The organism is Thiomicrorhabdus immobilis, from assembly GCF_021654855.1.
In the GTDB taxonomy this organism is placed as follows: domain Bacteria; phylum Pseudomonadota; class Gammaproteobacteria; order Thiomicrospirales; family Thiomicrospiraceae; genus Thiomicrorhabdus; species Thiomicrorhabdus immobilis.
In genome coordinates this window covers 1,946,269-1,962,727 of the sequence record NZ_AP024202.1, presented here as the reverse complement: position 1 = coordinate 1,962,727, position 16,459 = coordinate 1,946,269, and the positions used below count along the sequence as shown (strand labels likewise).

The following is a 16,459-nucleotide window of genomic DNA, read 5'->3' as shown; positions in this document are numbered from 1 at the left end:
TATTGAAGACGTTCGTCTACTGGAGTTTAATACTCAATCAATCCGATAGGTCGGATGCTTTTAAAATAATAAAAAGGATACGAAAATGGTAAATGAACAAAAAGTTATAGAGATGATTAAGACTAAGCAAGTTAAAAAACAGAAAGGTGCATCAATGATTGAGTATGCATTAGTTGTAGCAGCGGTAGTAGCTGTGGCAGCTCTTTTCTTCAAAGATGAAACGGTTGGTATCGGTAAGGCGATTAATGATAAATTAACAACAGTTTCAACTAACATTGCGTCCTAATAAATCTAACAGGCAACTATCTTGAAGTCTTTTGATAGGCAAAAAGGCGCGGTGATGATTGAGGCAGCTTATGTGCTGCCAGTCATGATGGTGGTTGTGTTGTTGATTGTCGATGTGGTTGTGTATGCATCAGACCGGCTCTATGCCAATGATGTGATGGCAGATGCCTATCATCTGATTATGGCAGAAGCAGCCGCTCTTTCATCGGATCCTACTCTGTCGGTATCTAATGTGGAATGCTCGGATGGGCATGTAAGTTTGAATGAAGCAGAAGCAAAGACTACGGTTGCAAATGCTTTTACAAGCATCTTTCCAGGTTTTAATTCTGAGAATTTAACTATTTCTGTTGTATCAAGTACAGGAATGGTCCCTCAAGTATTTGTGATGGATGTCAGTTTTACATCCCAAACTATTTTTCTTCCAGAAGCATTCGCTAAAAGTTTTCCCGTTAAAGCAAAATTGATTTTGAGCTTTGATTTAGGGTGTTAATCGTTTAATTAATTGAGATGTTATGAAAATTCAACGCAGTGATTTAGTCCTGTATGGGGTCGCGTCTTTATTTGCCATACTGGCTGTTGGCTTGGTATATAGCTATGTCGAGAACCGTGTTGCAGAAGTCGAAAGTAAAACGGAAGTCAAAACCGTAACGGTAATTGAAAAACCTGAATTACGCTCCATTGTTGTGGCTAGTCGTGACTTATACCGCGGAGAGGTCATTGAAGCGGCTGATATGAAGATTCTTATGGTGCCAACGGAAGGGGTGGTTGCTGAAGGGGTTGTTGTCGATCCAAATGCGGTTATAGGTCATATTACCAAGCAGCCTATCTATGCAGGCGAATGGCTTATAGATAAAAAATTCGGTTTGCAGGGAGAGAAGCAGGGCAGAATCGAATCATTGCTAGAACCAGGGATGCGTGCGATGCGCATACCTGTTTCTGCGGAAAGTGGGTTATTAGGCATGTTGAACCCGAGTGATCATGTAGATGTCATTAGTGTGTTTGAAAGTGCTGATGGTAAGAGAATGATTAGTCGTACGATTTTGCAAAACATTGAGGTATTGTCTATTGGGCAAGTTAATCGTATGGGGTCTCTAACAGAAAAGCAAAATGAGCAGGCCAATGACAGAAAGCATGGTGAAGCTTTTGTTAAAGCGTCAATGGTCGCTTTGAATGTAAATACCTTTGAAGCGGAACAGTTGGCATTGGCGATTAATGTTGGTGCTATTCATTTGGCATTACGAGCGCCAGAGGATGTGGATGTTGTTAAAACAGATGGTGTGAATGTTCAGGTGATAGAACGTAGCAAACAGAGACCGCCAAAATACAAGCCAAAACAAGAGCGTGATGTCATTCAAATTATGCAAGGCGATAATGTCCAAGAGGTAATTACACAGTGAAAAATAATTTTAATCTTACTTCATTGTTAGGATCGTTAAGCTTGGTGCTGGCAATGGGGCCTTTAAATGCCTATGCGGAGTTGGCAAAGACATACAATTTAACGGAAACGGATAGTCAAATTATTAAATTTGATAAAGCTCTTAAGCGAGCAATGATTGCAAATCCAGAGTTGGCAACCGTTAAGGTATTGAGTAAAACCGAGTTGCTGGTAACAGGAAAAGGCGCAGGTCGGACCCAATTAATCGTAACCTATCGTGATACTCCTTCTGTCGATCATCAAGTCACGCTTAATGTTGCTCCTGATCAGTCCCGTAAAGAAGAAATTGAAAGCACCATAACAGCTTTGTTAAAAGATCTTAATCCTAAAGGTACTGTAAAGTTTGAGTTAAAAAACATTTGGATAAATCCCGAGACATCTGTAAGAAGAGAAGTTGATATTATCGGCAGTAAGATAGATGGTGACCCTATATTAAAGACGGATAGGCGAAAAGATAAAAATGTTCTGCAAGAAGAGAGTTCTAAGGGAAGTCTGAATGCTCAGCCTTTAGCAGGTAATTACATGGTAATGCTGACAGGAGATGTTCCGAATAAAGCTCAGAAAAAACGTATTCATTCAGTTATTTCAGCTTTAGGTGTAAGTGTTATTAATTTGGTAAAGGTTACCGGTCCACAACAAGTCAAATTATCGGTAAGGGTTGCAGAAGTTGTTAAAGGTAATCCATTTAGAAGTGGCGCCTCGATTATGGATCGTCGCGATAGAGTTAATATTGCTCCATCTGGGGTGCTTGGAACAACGATGGAGTTTTTGCTAGATTTAGATACAAATTTAGATAAGGCAACCTTGTCGGTCGCCCATCAAGATGCGTTCCAAATTGGGGTTCAGCCGAATGGAGGGAATTTATTTGGCGTCCTGTCGATTCTTGAAGGGAATCACTTAGCACGCGTTTTAGCTAAACCAGAATTGATTGTACAATCGGGTGAAACTGCAGAGTTTTTGGTAGGTGGTGAGGTGCCGATACCAACCGCTCAGAACGCAGAAACGATTACCGTTACTTATAAAGAGTTTGGAGTACGTTTACGCTTTAGTCCTATTATTACAGAATCGGGTGATATTCAAATGACTGTGGCGCCAGAGGTCAGTAATATCGATGAAAGTGCCGGGGCGCAAACTGGAAGTATTGTTGTGCCGGGATTCCGTTCACGTAGAGCGAATACAACCATTACGCTTGCATCAGGACAAAGTTTTGTAATAGGTGGTTTGATTCAAGATAATTTACGTTCTTCAGTCTCTAAGATTCCATTGTTGGGTGACATTCCTATTATTGGCGCATTATTCCGTTCAACGAGTTATGAGAAAGATCAATCAGAGTTGGCTATTTTAGTGACACCGACCTTTGTCGAGCCCATTGAAGAAGGTGCAAAGATCGCTTTGCCTGGAGAAAACATGGATAGACCTAGTGCAGCGGATGGTTTTTTTATGGGTAAAATTGTCGAGATGTTGCCTGAAGGGAAGAGTGTTCTTCCTGAGCTTTCGGTGAAGATTGGATTGGAGAAACCCTAAATGAGTACGGTACTGCAAACTAACTCAATCGCATTGAGGCAATTATTTTATTTAGGTACGGATGAGGACCTTAAAGAAGCTGTGCGTGTTTCAGTTTCTTCAAAGTATTTAATGGAATCATTGGACGAAGTTCCTCATATTTGGCCAGAAGACGTCAGTCTTGTTCTATTGGAATACGATGGTAATGACAAATCGGTTTTAGAAGACGTTAACCAAATACTCACTTTGGCCAAAGGGGTGGCGGTTTACATTCTTTTAAAACAAAAAAATGCAGATTTTATTATAGAAGCCAGCCATCAGGGTGTATTAGGTTTTATCGAATGTCCGAATGAGGTATTCCATATATTATCCATTCTACACATGCAGGAACGTCGCCGTCAGGGTAAGAATGGTAATGTTTCATCTTTGTTTAGCTTGAAAGGTGGAGTAGGTTGCACCGCATTAGCGACCAATATCGCTTCACATCTTAATGATTTAACAGAAGGAAGAACGGTTTTAGTTGATTTGAATATGCCGTTAGGAGACACCTCTTTATATCTTAATATGGAAGGTAAACGGCTATATTCTTTAACTGATTTTGTCTATAACTTGAACCGATTTGATGAAAATTTAATCTATAAATCTTTGAGTCGTCATGAGTCCGGCTTATATATCTTATCGCTCCCGTCAGAAGTGACTGAACTGGATACTTTGAATGGAGAGTTGATTAAAACGATTATTCAATTATTGCGACGTTATTATGACCACGTTGTAATTGATTGTGCCAGTGATTTGTCTGATATGACGTTGAGCTCATTGGATGAATCTGACAATATCGTCCTTGTAGCTGAGCCTTCTTTATCTTCTTTTAGAGCGGTCAACTCCGTTATCCAGTTAACTCAAAAACTGGGTTATGTTCGAGAATCCATCAAACTGATTATCAATCGAAGCACCAGTCAGGATGACTCGATAATGAGTGAGGTCATTGATTCTTTTGATGTAGATACTGTTGTTCATGTGGCAAATGATTATTTAGGATTCAATGAATCTTTAAATCATGGACAGTTGTTAAAAGAGTTTAAGCCTGAATCCAATGTAAATAGACAATTATTGGGTATTGCGAATATGCTACATAACGGTAGCTTACGGCCAATGGTTGAGGATGTAGTCCTGGAGAAAAACCGAATGAAAGGCATCTTTCATAAAGGGGGGGCAATGAAATTTATCAATAAACTTTTGAAAAAACAGACCAAAGTAACTAAGCAACAATCCAAACCTTCTTCTCAAACACAAACGGTTTCTTAAATGAGTATTCGTGATCGATTAAGACAAGGCGAACAAAAGAACCAGGCGCTTGAAAACCTGGTAAACGCCGATAGTTTGCAATTTGATGAGGATAACGCTTCTCCTAGAAAAAATATCAAAGAGTCCAGTCTGACCCAAAATATTACATTTCAAGAAATTAAATCGCGTTGCCAAAAAAAAGCCGCTGAAGATGAGGCTTTTTATGAAGCCGACAGTAAGGAAACCCGACAAGAACTCAAACCTCGCCTGGAAATGTTGGTTCGAAATGTGGCAGCTGAAATGGGTTATCCGTTGTCGGAAATTGAAATCCGCCAGCTTGGGGTTGAGTTGTTGGATGAAATTTATGGCTTAGGTCCAATCGAGCCATTGTTGGCCGACCCAACCATTTCAGATATCCTCATTAATGGCTATGATCAAATTTATGTTGAGCGCAGAGGGTTACTTGAATTAAGTGATGTGCGCTTCATAAGTGAAGAGCACCTGAGGAATAAAGTGGATCGAATGCTTTATTCAACAGGTCGTCGAGTTGATGAGTCATCTCCGTTGGTTGATGCTAGGCTTCCCGACGGTTCTCGTATCAATATCATTATTCCCCCTTTAGCCGTAGACGGTATTAGTGTCTCTATCCGAAGATTTCCGGAGCAACATCTTCGTGCTAAGGATTTGATAGCCTATGGCTCAATGACGGAACAGATGTTTCTTTTTCTGGATTACGCTGTAAAAGCTGGGTTGAACATTCTTGTCTGTGGCGGAACTGGCTCAGGTAAAACAACAACACTCAATATGTTATCGGGATTGATTCCTGAGAATGAACGAACCGTTACGATTGAAGACAGTGCCGAATTGAGAATGCAGCAGGCTCATGTAGTTCGATTAGAAACCAGACCACCTAATGCAGAGGGGGTAGGTGAAGTAACCCAACGTGAATTGTTAAAGAATGCGTTACGTATGCGTCCCGATCGTATAGTATTAGGGGAAGTTCGTGGTGGTGAAGTTTTAGATATGTTGCAGGCTATGAATACCGGGCATGACGGTTCTCTGGCTACTCTGCACGCAAACAGTCCGCGCGATAGCATTGCTCGTCTAGAGCTTATGATTAACCTGAGTGGGGTTGATATTCCTGCGGCATCTATCCGTAAGCAGATTGCCAGTGCGATAGACTTAATTATCTATGTGAATCGTGGTAAAGACGGTAAACGCAGAGTTGAATTTATTACTGAGGTGGTAGGGGTTGAAGAGGACAACGTCGTTCTTCAAGAGATTTTTGTTTTCGAAAACCAGCTCAATAAAACTTCTGGAAGTATGCGTGGTGCTTTCCGCGCGACAGGTTTAAGACCTGCTTGTGGTAAAAAGTGTGAAGCTGTCGGCTATAGTTTCCCTGCGGATATGTTTAATTTTGTCCAGGAAGTTAGTTGATGGATGCTGAACTTCTCATTATTGCATTAGCTATTTTTGCATCGTTTATCTTGTTTACCATAGGCATGTCTTGGGGGCGACAGCAAAAACAGAAACAGCAACTCAATCAATTGTTAATTCGTATTGGCATCAACCATTCTGAACAAAAAACCATTCAAGAACAGCTTCTTTCCCAAGCGGAAAAAACATGGTATCTGTGGTTAAGCGGTAAGTTTAAGAAGGCAGGGATTACTCAAAAACAAGAAGTTATTAAGGTTATTATCGCTCAAGCAGTTTTAATATTTTTAAGTCTCTTTCTACTGATTGCAAATCTTCACGACCTTAGTGGCAAAGTCATTTTAGCAATTATATTGTTAGTATCGCTGCCTTCGATATTTTTAATGGTAAAAATTAATAAACGACAGACAGAGTTACGTCAAAGATTTCCAGAAATGTTAGATTCTATTGTCCGCTCTTTGCAATCAGGCTATGGAATCGATGGTGCCATTTCCGCAGTGGGGGAGGATATGGAAGGGCCTTTGGCTCAGGAAATGAAGGAGGTCAATAAACAGCTCGTTTTAGGGATAAGTATGCGTGACATTCTTCGAGAATTTCAACGGCGCGTGGATTTGCCGGAAGCACAATTTTTTGTTATCACGTTGATTATTCAACGTGAAACGGGTGGTCAATTGTCGAGTATCTTAAGTGAGCTATCCAAGTTGATGCGACGTCGTGAAAATTTTCAAGCAAAACTGAAAACACTGACTGCAGAATCACGTTTTACTGCATGGTTTATAGGAGGAGCTCCAGTTGGCTATTTGGGTTATAAATACTTTTTTGATTATCCATCCATGACGTTTTTTATTGAAGACCCTTTAGGAAATCAATTGCTATGGGTGTCGATTATTCTGATTGCGCTTGGAATGATTATCCTTCGTCAAATGTTAAAAATGAGGTTTTAGAAGCGTGTCATACCTTTTATTACTGTCCATCGTGGCAATACTTGCTTTTTTCGCGACTTGGTTGATTGTCAAACGCATTTTGGTAGCGCATATGGTTCAGTTAGAAAAGGAACATATGAAGGCTCGTGTCGGTCTTGTAAGCCAGTATGTAAAACAGAAAAATAGCTATAACCGCTGTTGGTGGTGTTCTTTAGGACGGTCTCTAGGGCCGAAAAACGGCAAAGAAATTGCCAAACTACAAGAGCAATTAATTAGTGCTGGATATAGACGGGATAGTGACATTGGCGGTTACTTTTTCATCAAGTATATGTTGATTATCGCATCTGCTTTATTCATGGCTTTTCTTTGGAGTTGGCAGTTAGTCTCTCCCGTTTGGATGATTATCGTTCCGGTGATCTTCTTATTACTGCCAGAGAGGGTTGTAATTTATAAAGGTCAGAAAAGGTTGGGTTTGATTGATGCACATCTTCCTGATTTTTTAGATATGTGCAATATCTGCATGAATGCAGGTTTAAGTTATCTGGTCGCAATCAAAAGAGTTTCAAGTGAACTTCGGAATGTGCATCCTGAAATCTGTTATGAGTTTGAGTATTTATTGGATCAAATTCAAATTGGTATGTCTAGAACGGATGCATTGCGTCAGTTTGCAGAGCGTAACCCTACAAGAGATGTGCAGAGCCTGGTACAAGTGTTGATACAGAATGAAAAATTAGGTAGCTCGATAGGTGAAGCTCTAAACGAGTTCTCTCGTAGAATGTATTTAAATAGAGAGCAGATGATGGAAGAAAAGGCGGCTAAAACTTCAGCAAAGATGGCTGTAGTCATCATGCCGTTTTTGATGCTACCGTATTTGATACTCCTGCTTGGTGAGAAAATGGTTATCTTAGGAAGAACTTTTTGATGAAAAATGCCATGTTGCCAAATATTGACTTCTTCAGAGCTGTGTTGGTTTTGTTTGCTTTGATTTCTTTTTCCGGGTGTACCCAGTTCGCAGCAAAAAACGAAAGTAAAAATGACTATTCAACTTTTTCGCAACAAGTTGAGCCTTTGTCAACGGAACTTGGTCCGACTGAAGAATTAGATTTTGCTTTGGACTTGGCAAAACTATTAATTGAAAGAAAAAAGTTTTCACAAGCTGAGACTTTGCTACATAGATTACGTAAGGTCAATCGGGATGATATTCGAGTCTATAGAATGTTAGCTCAAATTTATGAAGCGCAGCAAAAATCGAATATGGCGTTTGTCGCTTGGCTAGAAATTAATAAATTTACCGATAAAACCATTGACGATGAATCGGAGTTAGCAAGACTCTCCCTTATCAATGAGGATTTTAGTTTAGCTGAAACGATATATTACGACTGGTTAAAGTCTGATGAGCTTAATAGAAAAGTCAGTGCTTTAAATAACTTGGGTTTTTCAGCGATTTTACAAAAAAAATATCAACGTGCTCAAAGCTTTTTTATGCAGGCGTTAGAACATGATCCTTTGAATGCAAAAGCCTTGAATAATTTAAAGTTAGTGAAAAGTTTGGTGGAGTAGATATGTCTAATGATTCAGTACTACAAAAACAAAGAGGTTCAATCTCTCTTTTAGGCGCTCTTAGCATCGCAACAGCTTTATCAGGTGTCTTTACGGTTATGGAGTTAGGCAATAAGATGATTATGGAGCGTAATTTCAATAATTACGCCCAAGCCTTAGCGCCTGTCGCTTTAAGAACCGAGTTGGCCTTGACAGAGGATAATATTGCGACTGAAGGGGATAAGGTACGTGAAGTTATTGGTGATTTTTTAAGTAAGTTAGGCCATACACTTGATGGCGATGTGTCGTTAAATATTACATTTGGAAATATGAAAACGGTACCAGCATATTCATATACAGATCCAAAAACCAATCTCACCTATACGATAACCGAAGAGTTTGAACCTTTAACTGAATATGAATCAAATCCTCGTTCCGGTCAGGATGCCGATGGTAAGCCAATTCAATTCAGTGCTGTTGCCTTGGAATTGGTAGAAAGTTCACCGACAGGTCTACTTGGTTTCCACCCTAAAGGACAGGCGATTTACGGTATTTCTGAAGAAGATGCCAATAGTACCGATATGGCCGATTGTTTTTGTGATAAACGTTATGATATGTGTTTGTCGGCTGATATGAGTGCTGTGCCAGCGACATTTCCTGGAAATATCGGAGCTCCGGGTTCGGTCGATAGACAGAATTATTGTGAATATGGCTATGTTGAATCCCATCCTGGAAATGTTGACAAAACAAAATATCCTTCAGTTGAACTCTCGTCCCAGTGGCTGGGTAAGGTTGAGGAGGGTAGTACGGAGCTTGTTGATATAAACGATAGTTCTCAAATGGATAACTATGATATTGTCGCTGCTCAGCAGCCATTGGAAGTGGTCAGCGGGGTGAATCCTTTTCCTACTAAAACCTGGAATTTTTGGAGTTTGTTATGGGGGACGAGTAGTGCAGATTATTATGTTAAGAACTGGGATGGCTCTACCTTAGAAAAAAACGATAGCTATGATAATGGTTTCGAAACGACGGGTGACTACTTGTATCATAAGGTCGCTTTATTTGGCTTTCTGTTGCCACAAGATAAAGAAGTCTATGTGGATGGCTATTTTTATGTCGGTCGTACGGGTGTCTGTGTCGATGGTACCGATGCTACAGATGTGCCAAATATTACGGGCGCTTTAGCCGATATGACAGATGGGCCAAAAAATTCCACTGACGCAGAGGTCCAACGTTGTTTAAGTTATGAAACAACCTTAGGTAGTACGAGTTCAACCACTGATGTGACTACATGTATGTTCTTTGGCTGTTGCTGTACAACGACCTCGGTAACAACAACAACAAACATTGATGGTTATGCCCAACAAAGTTGTAAAGACTTTAACCGTACTCCGTCAACACGATTGAATTTCTTTCAATGGATGATGAGTCTGTTTTTTTCGCCTTTCATTGATTGGCAAACCAGTTATCAGCAACTTGATTGCGGTGTGAAGAAAATGAAAACCTATCCTACTTTTTCATGGTTATTTTGGCGATAGGCCAGTCCAGTGACTTGCTTAATTGTTTCTAGACATTATTTAACTGAACAAGTATAATCCTGCATTCCTTAGGAGAGCTGTCTGAGCGGCTGAAGGAGCTCGCCTGGAAAGCGGGTATAGGTTAATACCTATCGGGGGTTCGAATCCCCCGCTCTCCGCCAAAGCGGGTATCGTATATTGGCTATTACCTCGGCCTTCCAAGCCGATGAGAGGAGTTCGATTCTCCTTACCCGCTCCATATTATGGTGACTCTATTCATCCCCTCGCGACGCTAAGTTGGGAACTCCGCCAGGTCCGGAAGGAAGCAACGGTACCTTCTGATGCGTGCGCCGAGGTAAGGTGGGTAGGGTCGCCACCCATTTCTTTACTGTTTTATTCTACTTCGTTGTCGATTTATAAGTTACCAGGCCTGGTATATCTGCGGATATTTCTGCTTTAGATTTTGTTTTTTGATAGGACTTCCGTTGCAACCTCGTTGTTTGACAGACCTTTTAAATAGTTCTGATTTTGTCGTCAAGACACGTTAAAATAAATGCCAATTTTTGAACTTAAAGAGTTGTTGTTCTCGTTATGAGTTATACCGTTTTAGCACGCAAGTGGCGTCCAAAAAACTTTGCTGAGTTAGTTGGTCAGTCTCACGTAATGCAGGCATTATCAAATGCACTGGATCAGCAACGTCTGCATCATGCTTACTTGTTCACCGGTACTCGTGGCGTAGGTAAAACGACCATTGCCAGAATTTTCGCCAAAGCTTTAAATTGCCAAGAGGGTATCTCTTCGACTCCTTGTGGGGTTTGCGAAACCTGCCGTTCTATTGATGAAGGTCGTTTTATTGATTTAATCGAAGTCGATGCGGCATCCAAAACCAAAGTGGATGATACCCGCGAGATTCTAGATAATGTTCAGTTTGCGCCGACTCAAGGTCGTTATAAGGTTTACCTAATCGATGAAGTTCACATGCTTTCTAAAAGCAGTTTTAATGCTTTATTGAAAACGCTTGAAGAACCGCCCGAGCATGTTAAATTTTTATTGGCGACGACCGATCCACACAAGTTGCCGATTACCGTTCTATCGCGTTGCTTACAATTTAATTTAATGCGTTTAACCCAGCCTCAGATACAAAATCATCTGGCGCATATCTTGGTGCAGGAAAAGATTCCTTTTGAAGACTCCGCTTTAGCGTTGATTGCCAAGAGTGCGGATGGTTCGGCTCGTGATAGTTTGAGTTTGTTGGATCAGGCGATTGCTTATGGTGCCGGTGAAGTGATGTTTGAGCCTGTGCAAACCATGTTGGGATTGGTTGACCAACAGTTTGGCGTAGCCATCTTACAAGCCTTGGCTCATGATGATGCTCAACAGGTAAAAAATGTGATCCAGCAGTTGGCGACAATGGGGGTGGATTACCAGGCATTATTGGCTCAATTGATTGAAAGCTTGCACGCCATCTCTTACGTGCAGGTATTTTCCGATAATGAAACCACCACTTTGTTGCCGGCAGAAATTGTCAAAGGTTTTGCAGCGAGTTTTGCTCCAGAGAGAGTGCAGTTGTTGTATCAAATCGCACTTTTGACCAAGCAAGACATGCAGTTGGCTCCGGATGTTCGAATCGGCTTTGAAATGGCCTTGATGCGAATGTTGGCATTTCAACCCGCTCACGCGGTAATTGCCGAAAATCAGTCGAATCAGGTAGCCGTCAAGCAAGTTTCGCAATCTGAGCCAGTTATGGCAGAATCTGCTGATGCCGAGCTTTCGCCAATGGATGCCTTAGCCGGACTTGCAACCGCACGTTCATTGGTCGGAAAAAAAAACTTTTCAATAAACGCTGAAACAGAGTTAACAACTGATGAATCAGCTTTTTCCAAAGTAGAAGAGTCGCTTCCAGAAGTCGGCTATGCTCAAGCCGCATCCGAAGAGAATGATTCTCAACAGGCCTATCTGCAGCAAGCCGATTCCCTGCAGTATTTACAGCAGACAGATAATCAACAAGATTATGAACAACAGCAATTTGAAGAACGCCCGTTTGACAATCAACCAACCCTTATAGCGTCACATCAAGCCGTTCCTTTACCAAGCGAACTGCCGACTAATGATTTGGTTCAAACAGTTAATGATTCTCAGGCTAATCCATCTTATTCAAATACAAAAAGTGAGCCGGCAGGGGGCACCGACCACCTGGCTCAAATTCGCGAACGCCTGAAACAACCGTTCGCTAAGCCTGGTTCAAACACGGCTATAGAACAGCCACCGCAAGCGGAGAAAAATGCTGACCTTGAGCCTGTAATGCCGTCAGAGGTTGTTGATGAACATTCAAGTTCGGTTGCAGTCCCTGTGCATGACTTAATAAGTGAGCAGATTAATCATCTACAGAATCAGGCGTTTGCCCAAAACCAGCAAATGGGGTCTGATGAAGATGTTGCATACCAATCTTCTGCAACAATGATTGATGATTTACCGCCTTGGCATCTTGATGAAACCGAGCAAGGGGTGAGTTTAGCCGCTGATCGTCATAGTGAAAATAGTTCAGTTCAGCAATTTAACCCCAATTCGATAACAGCAAAGCATCAGCCTGAAGCTGCGCCAAATTCAGACGATTTAACACAGGTTGAGTCAAGCCAAGCGAAGCAAGGTGTTGAAAGCTTGGCGGTCGTTGAACAAGCTGAATTCGCTCCTTCAGGCGACTATTTGCAAGATTGGATATCAATCATCCAATGTCTGGACTTGAAAGGCATGGCTGAGGATATGGCTCGTAATAGTGTGCTTGTCGAATTAACCGATAAGGTATTACGGATGAGTATTGATCCTGAACAGCAATATGCCAAGCCTGAAATGGTCTTAGAGCAAATCGAGGCTGCCGTAAAAACCTATTTTGGTACTCAGATGGTTTTTGAAGTGGTAGGGGCGTCTGAGCATTTTACGCCTGTTAAATACGAGCAAAAACTGGCCGAAGATAAACAGTTGGCTGCACAGCAATCGATTGCCAACGATGGAGTGGTAAATTCATTTCTTGCTCAACTAGGAATGGACGTGATTCCAGGAACGCTTAAACCCTTGTAGCAGGTTTTTTAAGTGTTTTATTGGTGATTTAAGCTCAAGATTAAATTTAGAATTCAAGAAATGTATAACAGAAAATAAAGGAAAGTTTATGTTTGGTGGAAAAGGTGGCCTTGGCAACTTAATGAAGCAAGCTCAAGAGATGCAGAAAAATATGCAAGCAGCTCAAGAGGAAATTGCCAAAATGGAAGTCAATGGTGAAGCCGGTGGTGGCATGGTCAAAGTGGTTATGACCGGTAAACATGAATTGGTTAAGGTTGAGATCGATGATTCCTTGATGGATGACAAAGAGATGCTTGAAGATTTGTTTGCTGCGGCGGTCAATAGTGCCGCTCGCCGTGTAGAAGAGGTTACCCAAGAAAGAATGGGTGGTTTAACCGCGGGAATGAATATGCCAGCCGGCATGAAGATGCCGTTCTAAGCAAAAAATGAGATTGTGAATTGCAAAGTCCTTTAATCCAAGAGCTCATTGAAGCTTTTCGTGTTCTACCCGGAGTAGGACCAAAATCGGCGCAACGTATGGCGTATCATCTGTTGGAGCGCAATAAAAGTGGTGGTTTACTTTTGTCGCAAGCTTTGTCTAAAGCGGTTGAAGAAGTTGGACACTGTTCACTTTGTAGAACCCTGACAGAGGAAGAAACTTGCAGTATTTGCCAGTCAGCTCGCAGAGCAACCGGTGAATTGTGTATTGTTGAATCTCCTGCTGATGTTGGTGTGATAGAGCAATCAGGTATCTTTCAGGGGCAGTATTTTGTTTTGATGGGGCATTTGTCACCGATTGATGGTATTGGTCCGAAACAGATAGGTTTAGACCTATTGGAATCGCGGTTGTCAGACGGTTCTGTTTCTGAATTGATTATTGCCACCAATCCTACGGTTGAGGGTGAAGCCACGGCGCATTATATTCAGCAGATGGCAATCAAACAGGGTGTAGTGGTATCTCGGTTGGCTCAAGGTATTCCGATGGGTGGCGAGTTGGAATATTTGGATAGTGGAACCCTGTCACAGGCATTTTTAGCTAGAAGATCGATGTAATTCGTTTTCAGACTTATCGTTTGGACATAAAAAATCCCGCTTTTGCGGGATTTTTTATGGGGTAAGCAAAAAAGGAATTATTTTTTTGCCATCAAAAATTCCAACAAAGCCTTTTGAGCATGCAGTCTGTTTTCGGCTTCGTCCCAAACAACGCTGTCTTTGGCGTCAATCACGTCGGCAGTCACTTCTTCACCACGATGTGCGGGTAGGCAGTGCATGAATAAGGCTTCTTTGTCTGCCTTATCCATTACTTCCTTATTCACCTGGTAGTCAGCAAATGCCCGTTCACGCAGTTTCTGTTCTTCTTCTTGCCCCATGCTTGCCCAGACATCGGTAACGATTAAGTCTGAGTTCTCAGCAGCGTCTAAAGTGTTTCGTACAATTTCCACACGGTCGCTATTGGCATTGACCAGGTCCATATTCGGGTCATAGCCTTCCGGACAAGCGATACGTAACTTAAAGCCATATTGAGCTGCGGCATTAATATAGGAGTGGCACATGTTATTCCCGTCACCGACCCAAGTAACCGTCTTGCCTTCAATGCTTCCACGGTGCTCTTGATAGGTTTGCATGTCAGCCAATAGCTGACAAGGGTGGTAATCATCCGTCAAAGCATTGATGACTGGTACCGATGAATGTTTTGCAAAGGTTTCCACAATGTCATGGCCAAAAGTACGAATCATGATGCCGTCCACCATGCTGGAAATCACACGTGCACTGTCTTCAATCGGCTCACCGCGACCAAGCTGGGTATCGTTTGAAGATAGAAACAACGCGTGACCTCCCAATTGAGTCATGCCCGCTTCAAATGAGATACGGGTACGTGTTGAAGATTTTTCAAAAATCATCGCTAAGGTTTGATTTTTCAGGGGTTCAAATATTTCCCCCGCTTTATGCATGGCTTTAAGTTCTGTGCCACGCTGCATAATCTGCCTTAGTTCCGCAGGTGTTAAGTCTTGTAGGGTTAAAAAGTGTCTTACAGTCATCTTTCTAATCTTTATTTTATTTGTTTAAAAAGGTTTTAATTAATTCACTGAGTGTATTAACTAAGAATACGGTTTGTTCTGTGCTCATGACAAAAGTCGGTAGCAGTCTAACGGTATCGCCGCGGGTGACATTGATGAGCAAACCCTGTTCAAGGGCCATGGTAACCAGGTCACCACAAGGGCGGTCAAGTTGAATACCAATCATGTAGCCTTTGCCGCGAACCTCAACGACACCATTTTGTCCTTTAAGGGTTTGCTGGAATTGTTCAATCAGTAATTGACCTTTCTTAGCAACCGCAGCGACATGGTTATGAACTTCCATGGTATTGATTACCGCTAAGCCGGCGGCGCAGGCAAGCGGGTTTCCGCCGAAAGTGGTACCGTGATTACCTGGAGCAAAGGTATTGGCAGCTTCGCCTTGTGCAAGACATGCACCAATCGGCATACCGTTACCTAATGCTTTGGCAAGAGTTAATACATCTGGCTTGATATTGTCATGCTGGAATGCGAACCATTCGCCAGTGCGTCCCATCCCGGTTTGAATTTCGTCAACCATCAGTAGCCAGTTATTCGCATCACAAATTTCACGAAGTGTTGCTAAGTAACCTGTTTTAGGTACATGAATACCGCCTTCACCTTGTACGGGTTCTACTAGAATGGCAACAATGTTTTTGTTATCGCTGTGTGCCTTAACGGCATCGATATCATCGAACGGTACACGTATAAAACCTTCAACCAAGGGGGCAAAACCTTCGTGAACTTTTGGATTTCCCGTTGCTGACAACGTCGCTAAGGTACGGCCGTGAAAACTGTTTTCCATGACGATAATGCAAGGGTTGTCGATATTGTGTTTGTGGGCATATTTTCGGGCGATTTTAATCGCCGCTTCATTCGCCTCAGCGCCGGAATTGGAGAAAAACACTTTATCCATGCCAGAGTGTTCAATCAACTTATCGGCAAGCGCTTGTTGGTTGGCGATTTGATAGAGGTTGCTGGTGTGAATCAAGGTTTGGCTTTGTTTGCAAATCGCATCACTTATTGCAGGGTGGGCGTGGCCTAAACTACATACGGCAATTCCGCTGATGGCATCAAGGTACGATTTTCCATTAGTATCATGCAGGGTCGCTCCGTCACCTTTTTCGAAGGTCACCGGTAATCTTGCATAAGTATTCATTAAATGATCTGACATAAAATATCCTAATAATCGTTATGGTTTTGTAACCATAATTCACGCTGAAAGCAAATTCATGTGTTGGATAAACAAAAAAAGCAACCCGAGAGAAGTATTTATAAATATCCAGCTTGGACTAGGTGTTTATAAATGCTTTCTGCAAGGTTGCTTTTTTGATTGCACTTAATAACTTAAAAAGTTTTAAGTTGCCATGCAATTCCAAAAAAATGATTTTATCTAAATCTCGCAATAATTCAAGTCTAATAGGGTTGAGT

15 protein-coding genes, 2 tRNA genes, 1 other RNA gene and 1 pseudogene are annotated in these 16,459 nt (G+C 41.7%); 17 read left to right on the top strand and 2 right to left on the bottom strand.

Translation table 11 applies throughout. The features are described 5' to 3' along the window. The first annotated feature begins 85 nt into the window (after nt 1-85). From L6421_RS08960 to recR, 17 genes and pseudogenes are all read left to right on the top strand, one after another. Entirely contained in the window at nt 86-286 is a 201-nt protein-coding gene (locus L6421_RS08960) for a Flp family type IVb pilin (protein WP_237261459.1), read from the top strand. Nucleotides 287-307: 21 nt separating this feature from the next. After that, nucleotides 308-775, top strand: a complete 468-nt coding sequence (locus L6421_RS08955; protein WP_237261458.1) for a TadE/TadG family type IV pilus assembly protein — start codon at nt 308-310, stop codon at nt 773-775. A 22-nt stretch (nt 776-797) separates the two neighbouring features. Continuing rightward, nucleotides 798-1,682, top strand: a complete 885-nt coding sequence (gene cpaB, locus L6421_RS08950) for a Flp pilus assembly protein CpaB (protein ID WP_237261457.1) — start codon at nt 798-800, stop codon at nt 1,680-1,682. Then, a complete protein-coding gene (locus L6421_RS08945; protein WP_237261456.1) occupies nt 1,679-3,244 on the top strand; it encodes a type II and III secretion system protein family protein in 1,566 nt (521 codons plus the stop codon). Before cpaB ends, L6421_RS08945 begins: the two co-directional genes overlap by 4 nt. Then, nucleotides 3,245-4,528: a CpaE/TadZ family protein gene (locus L6421_RS08940; protein ID WP_237261455.1), complete on the top strand. Its 1,284-nt coding sequence runs from the start codon at nt 3,245-3,247 to the stop codon at nt 4,526-4,528. Beyond that, nucleotides 4,529-5,944: a TadA family conjugal transfer-associated ATPase gene (locus tag L6421_RS08935; protein ID WP_237261454.1), complete on the top strand. Its 1,416-nt coding sequence runs from the start codon at nt 4,529-4,531 to the stop codon at nt 5,942-5,944. Continuing rightward, complete coding sequence (locus L6421_RS08930; RefSeq protein WP_237261453.1) at nt 5,944-6,885, top strand: type II secretion system F family protein; 942 nt, start codon at nt 5,944-5,946, stop codon at nt 6,883-6,885. Before L6421_RS08935 ends, L6421_RS08930 begins: the two co-directional genes overlap by 1 nt. 4 nt (nt 6,886-6,889) lie before the next feature. Continuing rightward, on the top strand, nt 6,890-7,786 hold the full coding sequence (locus L6421_RS08925) for a type II secretion system F family protein (protein ID WP_237261452.1): 897 nt from the start codon (nt 6,890-6,892) through the stop codon (nt 7,784-7,786). After that, nucleotides 7,786-8,424: a tetratricopeptide repeat protein gene (locus L6421_RS08920; RefSeq protein ID WP_237261451.1), complete on the top strand. Its 639-nt coding sequence runs from the start codon at nt 7,786-7,788 to the stop codon at nt 8,422-8,424. Before L6421_RS08925 ends, L6421_RS08920 begins: the two co-directional genes overlap by 1 nt. A 2-nt stretch (nt 8,425-8,426) precedes the next feature. Beyond that, nucleotides 8,427-9,941 (top strand): hypothetical protein, encoded by a 1,515-nt coding sequence (locus L6421_RS08915; RefSeq protein WP_237261450.1) that lies wholly within the window; start codon nt 8,427-8,429, stop codon nt 9,939-9,941. A 71-nt stretch (nt 9,942-10,012) separates the two neighbouring features. Next, a tRNA-Ser gene (locus L6421_RS08910) sits at nt 10,013-10,102 on the top strand. 2 nt (nt 10,103-10,104) lie between these two features. Beyond that, nucleotides 10,105-10,179: transfer RNA gene (locus L6421_RS08905), tRNA-Gly, on the top strand. 14 nt (nt 10,180-10,193) lie between these two features. Beyond that, nucleotides 10,194-10,290, top strand: an RNA gene (gene ffs / locus L6421_RS08900) — signal recognition particle sRNA small type. Between the two features lie 221 nt (nt 10,291-10,511). Next, nucleotides 10,512-11,942: pseudogene (gene dnaX / locus L6421_RS11565) on the top strand (DNA polymerase III subunit gamma/tau); the annotation flags it as partial. A gap of 279 nt (nt 11,943-12,221) precedes the next feature. Beyond that, nucleotides 12,222-12,995 (top strand): DNA polymerase III subunit gamma/tau C-terminal domain-containing protein, encoded by a 774-nt coding sequence (locus L6421_RS11560; protein ID WP_446033475.1) that lies wholly within the window; start codon nt 12,222-12,224, stop codon nt 12,993-12,995. Nucleotides 12,996-13,083: 88 nt separating this feature from the next. Further along, the gene (locus L6421_RS08885; protein ID WP_237261449.1) at nt 13,084-13,413 is read left to right on the top strand and encodes a YbaB/EbfC family nucleoid-associated protein; all 330 of its coding nucleotides are present in this window, start codon (nt 13,084-13,086) and stop codon (nt 13,411-13,413) included. 20 nt (nt 13,414-13,433) lie between these two features. Next, on the top strand, nt 13,434-14,027 hold the full coding sequence (recR, locus tag L6421_RS08880) for a recombination mediator RecR (protein ID WP_237261448.1): 594 nt from the start codon (nt 13,434-13,436) through the stop codon (nt 14,025-14,027). Between the two features lie 77 nt (nt 14,028-14,104). On the opposite strand, the gene argF is transcribed toward recR, so the two are convergent. Together argF and L6421_RS08870 are read right to left on the bottom strand one after the other, a co-directional pair. Beyond that, nucleotides 14,105-15,013: an ornithine carbamoyltransferase gene (argF, locus tag L6421_RS08875; RefSeq protein WP_237261447.1), complete on the bottom strand. Its 909-nt coding sequence runs from the start codon at nt 15,011-15,013 to the stop codon at nt 14,105-14,107. A 16-nt stretch (nt 15,014-15,029) separates the two neighbouring features. After that, complete coding sequence (locus L6421_RS08870; protein WP_237261446.1) at nt 15,030-16,202, bottom strand: aspartate aminotransferase family protein; 1,173 nt, start codon at nt 16,200-16,202, stop codon at nt 15,030-15,032. Nucleotides 16,203-16,459 lie beyond the last annotated feature (257 nt).

Excerpts from the sequence above, each read along its gene's own strand:
- L6421_RS08940 (WP_237261455.1), top strand. The coding sequence starts at position 3,245 with ATGAGTACGGTACTGCAAACTAACTCAATCGCATTGAGGCAATTATTT.
- cpaB (WP_237261457.1), top strand. The coding sequence starts at position 798 with ATGAAAATTCAACGCAGTGATTTAGTCCTGTATGGGGTCGCGTCTTTA.
- L6421_RS08870 (WP_237261446.1), bottom strand. The coding sequence starts at position 16,202 with ATGTCAGATCATTTAATGAATACTTATGCAAGATTACCGGTGACCTTC.
- L6421_RS08935 (WP_237261454.1), top strand. The coding sequence starts at position 4,529 with ATGAGTATTCGTGATCGATTAAGACAAGGCGAACAAAAGAACCAGGCG.
- L6421_RS08885 (WP_237261449.1), top strand. The coding sequence starts at position 13,084 with ATGTTTGGTGGAAAAGGTGGCCTTGGCAACTTAATGAAGCAAGCTCAA.
- L6421_RS11560 (WP_446033475.1), top strand. The coding sequence starts at position 12,222 with ATGCCGTCAGAGGTTGTTGATGAACATTCAAGTTCGGTTGCAGTCCCT.
- L6421_RS08920 (WP_237261451.1), top strand. The coding sequence starts at position 7,786 with ATGAAAAATGCCATGTTGCCAAATATTGACTTCTTCAGAGCTGTGTTG.
- argF (WP_237261447.1), bottom strand. The coding sequence starts at position 15,013 with ATGACTGTAAGACACTTTTTAACCCTACAAGACTTAACACCTGCGGAA.
- L6421_RS08915 (WP_237261450.1), top strand. The coding sequence starts at position 8,427 with ATGTCTAATGATTCAGTACTACAAAAACAAAGAGGTTCAATCTCTCTT.
- L6421_RS08960 (WP_237261459.1), top strand. The coding sequence starts at position 86 with ATGGTAAATGAACAAAAAGTTATAGAGATGATTAAGACTAAGCAAGTT.
- L6421_RS08930 (WP_237261453.1), top strand. The coding sequence starts at position 5,944 with ATGGATGCTGAACTTCTCATTATTGCATTAGCTATTTTTGCATCGTTT.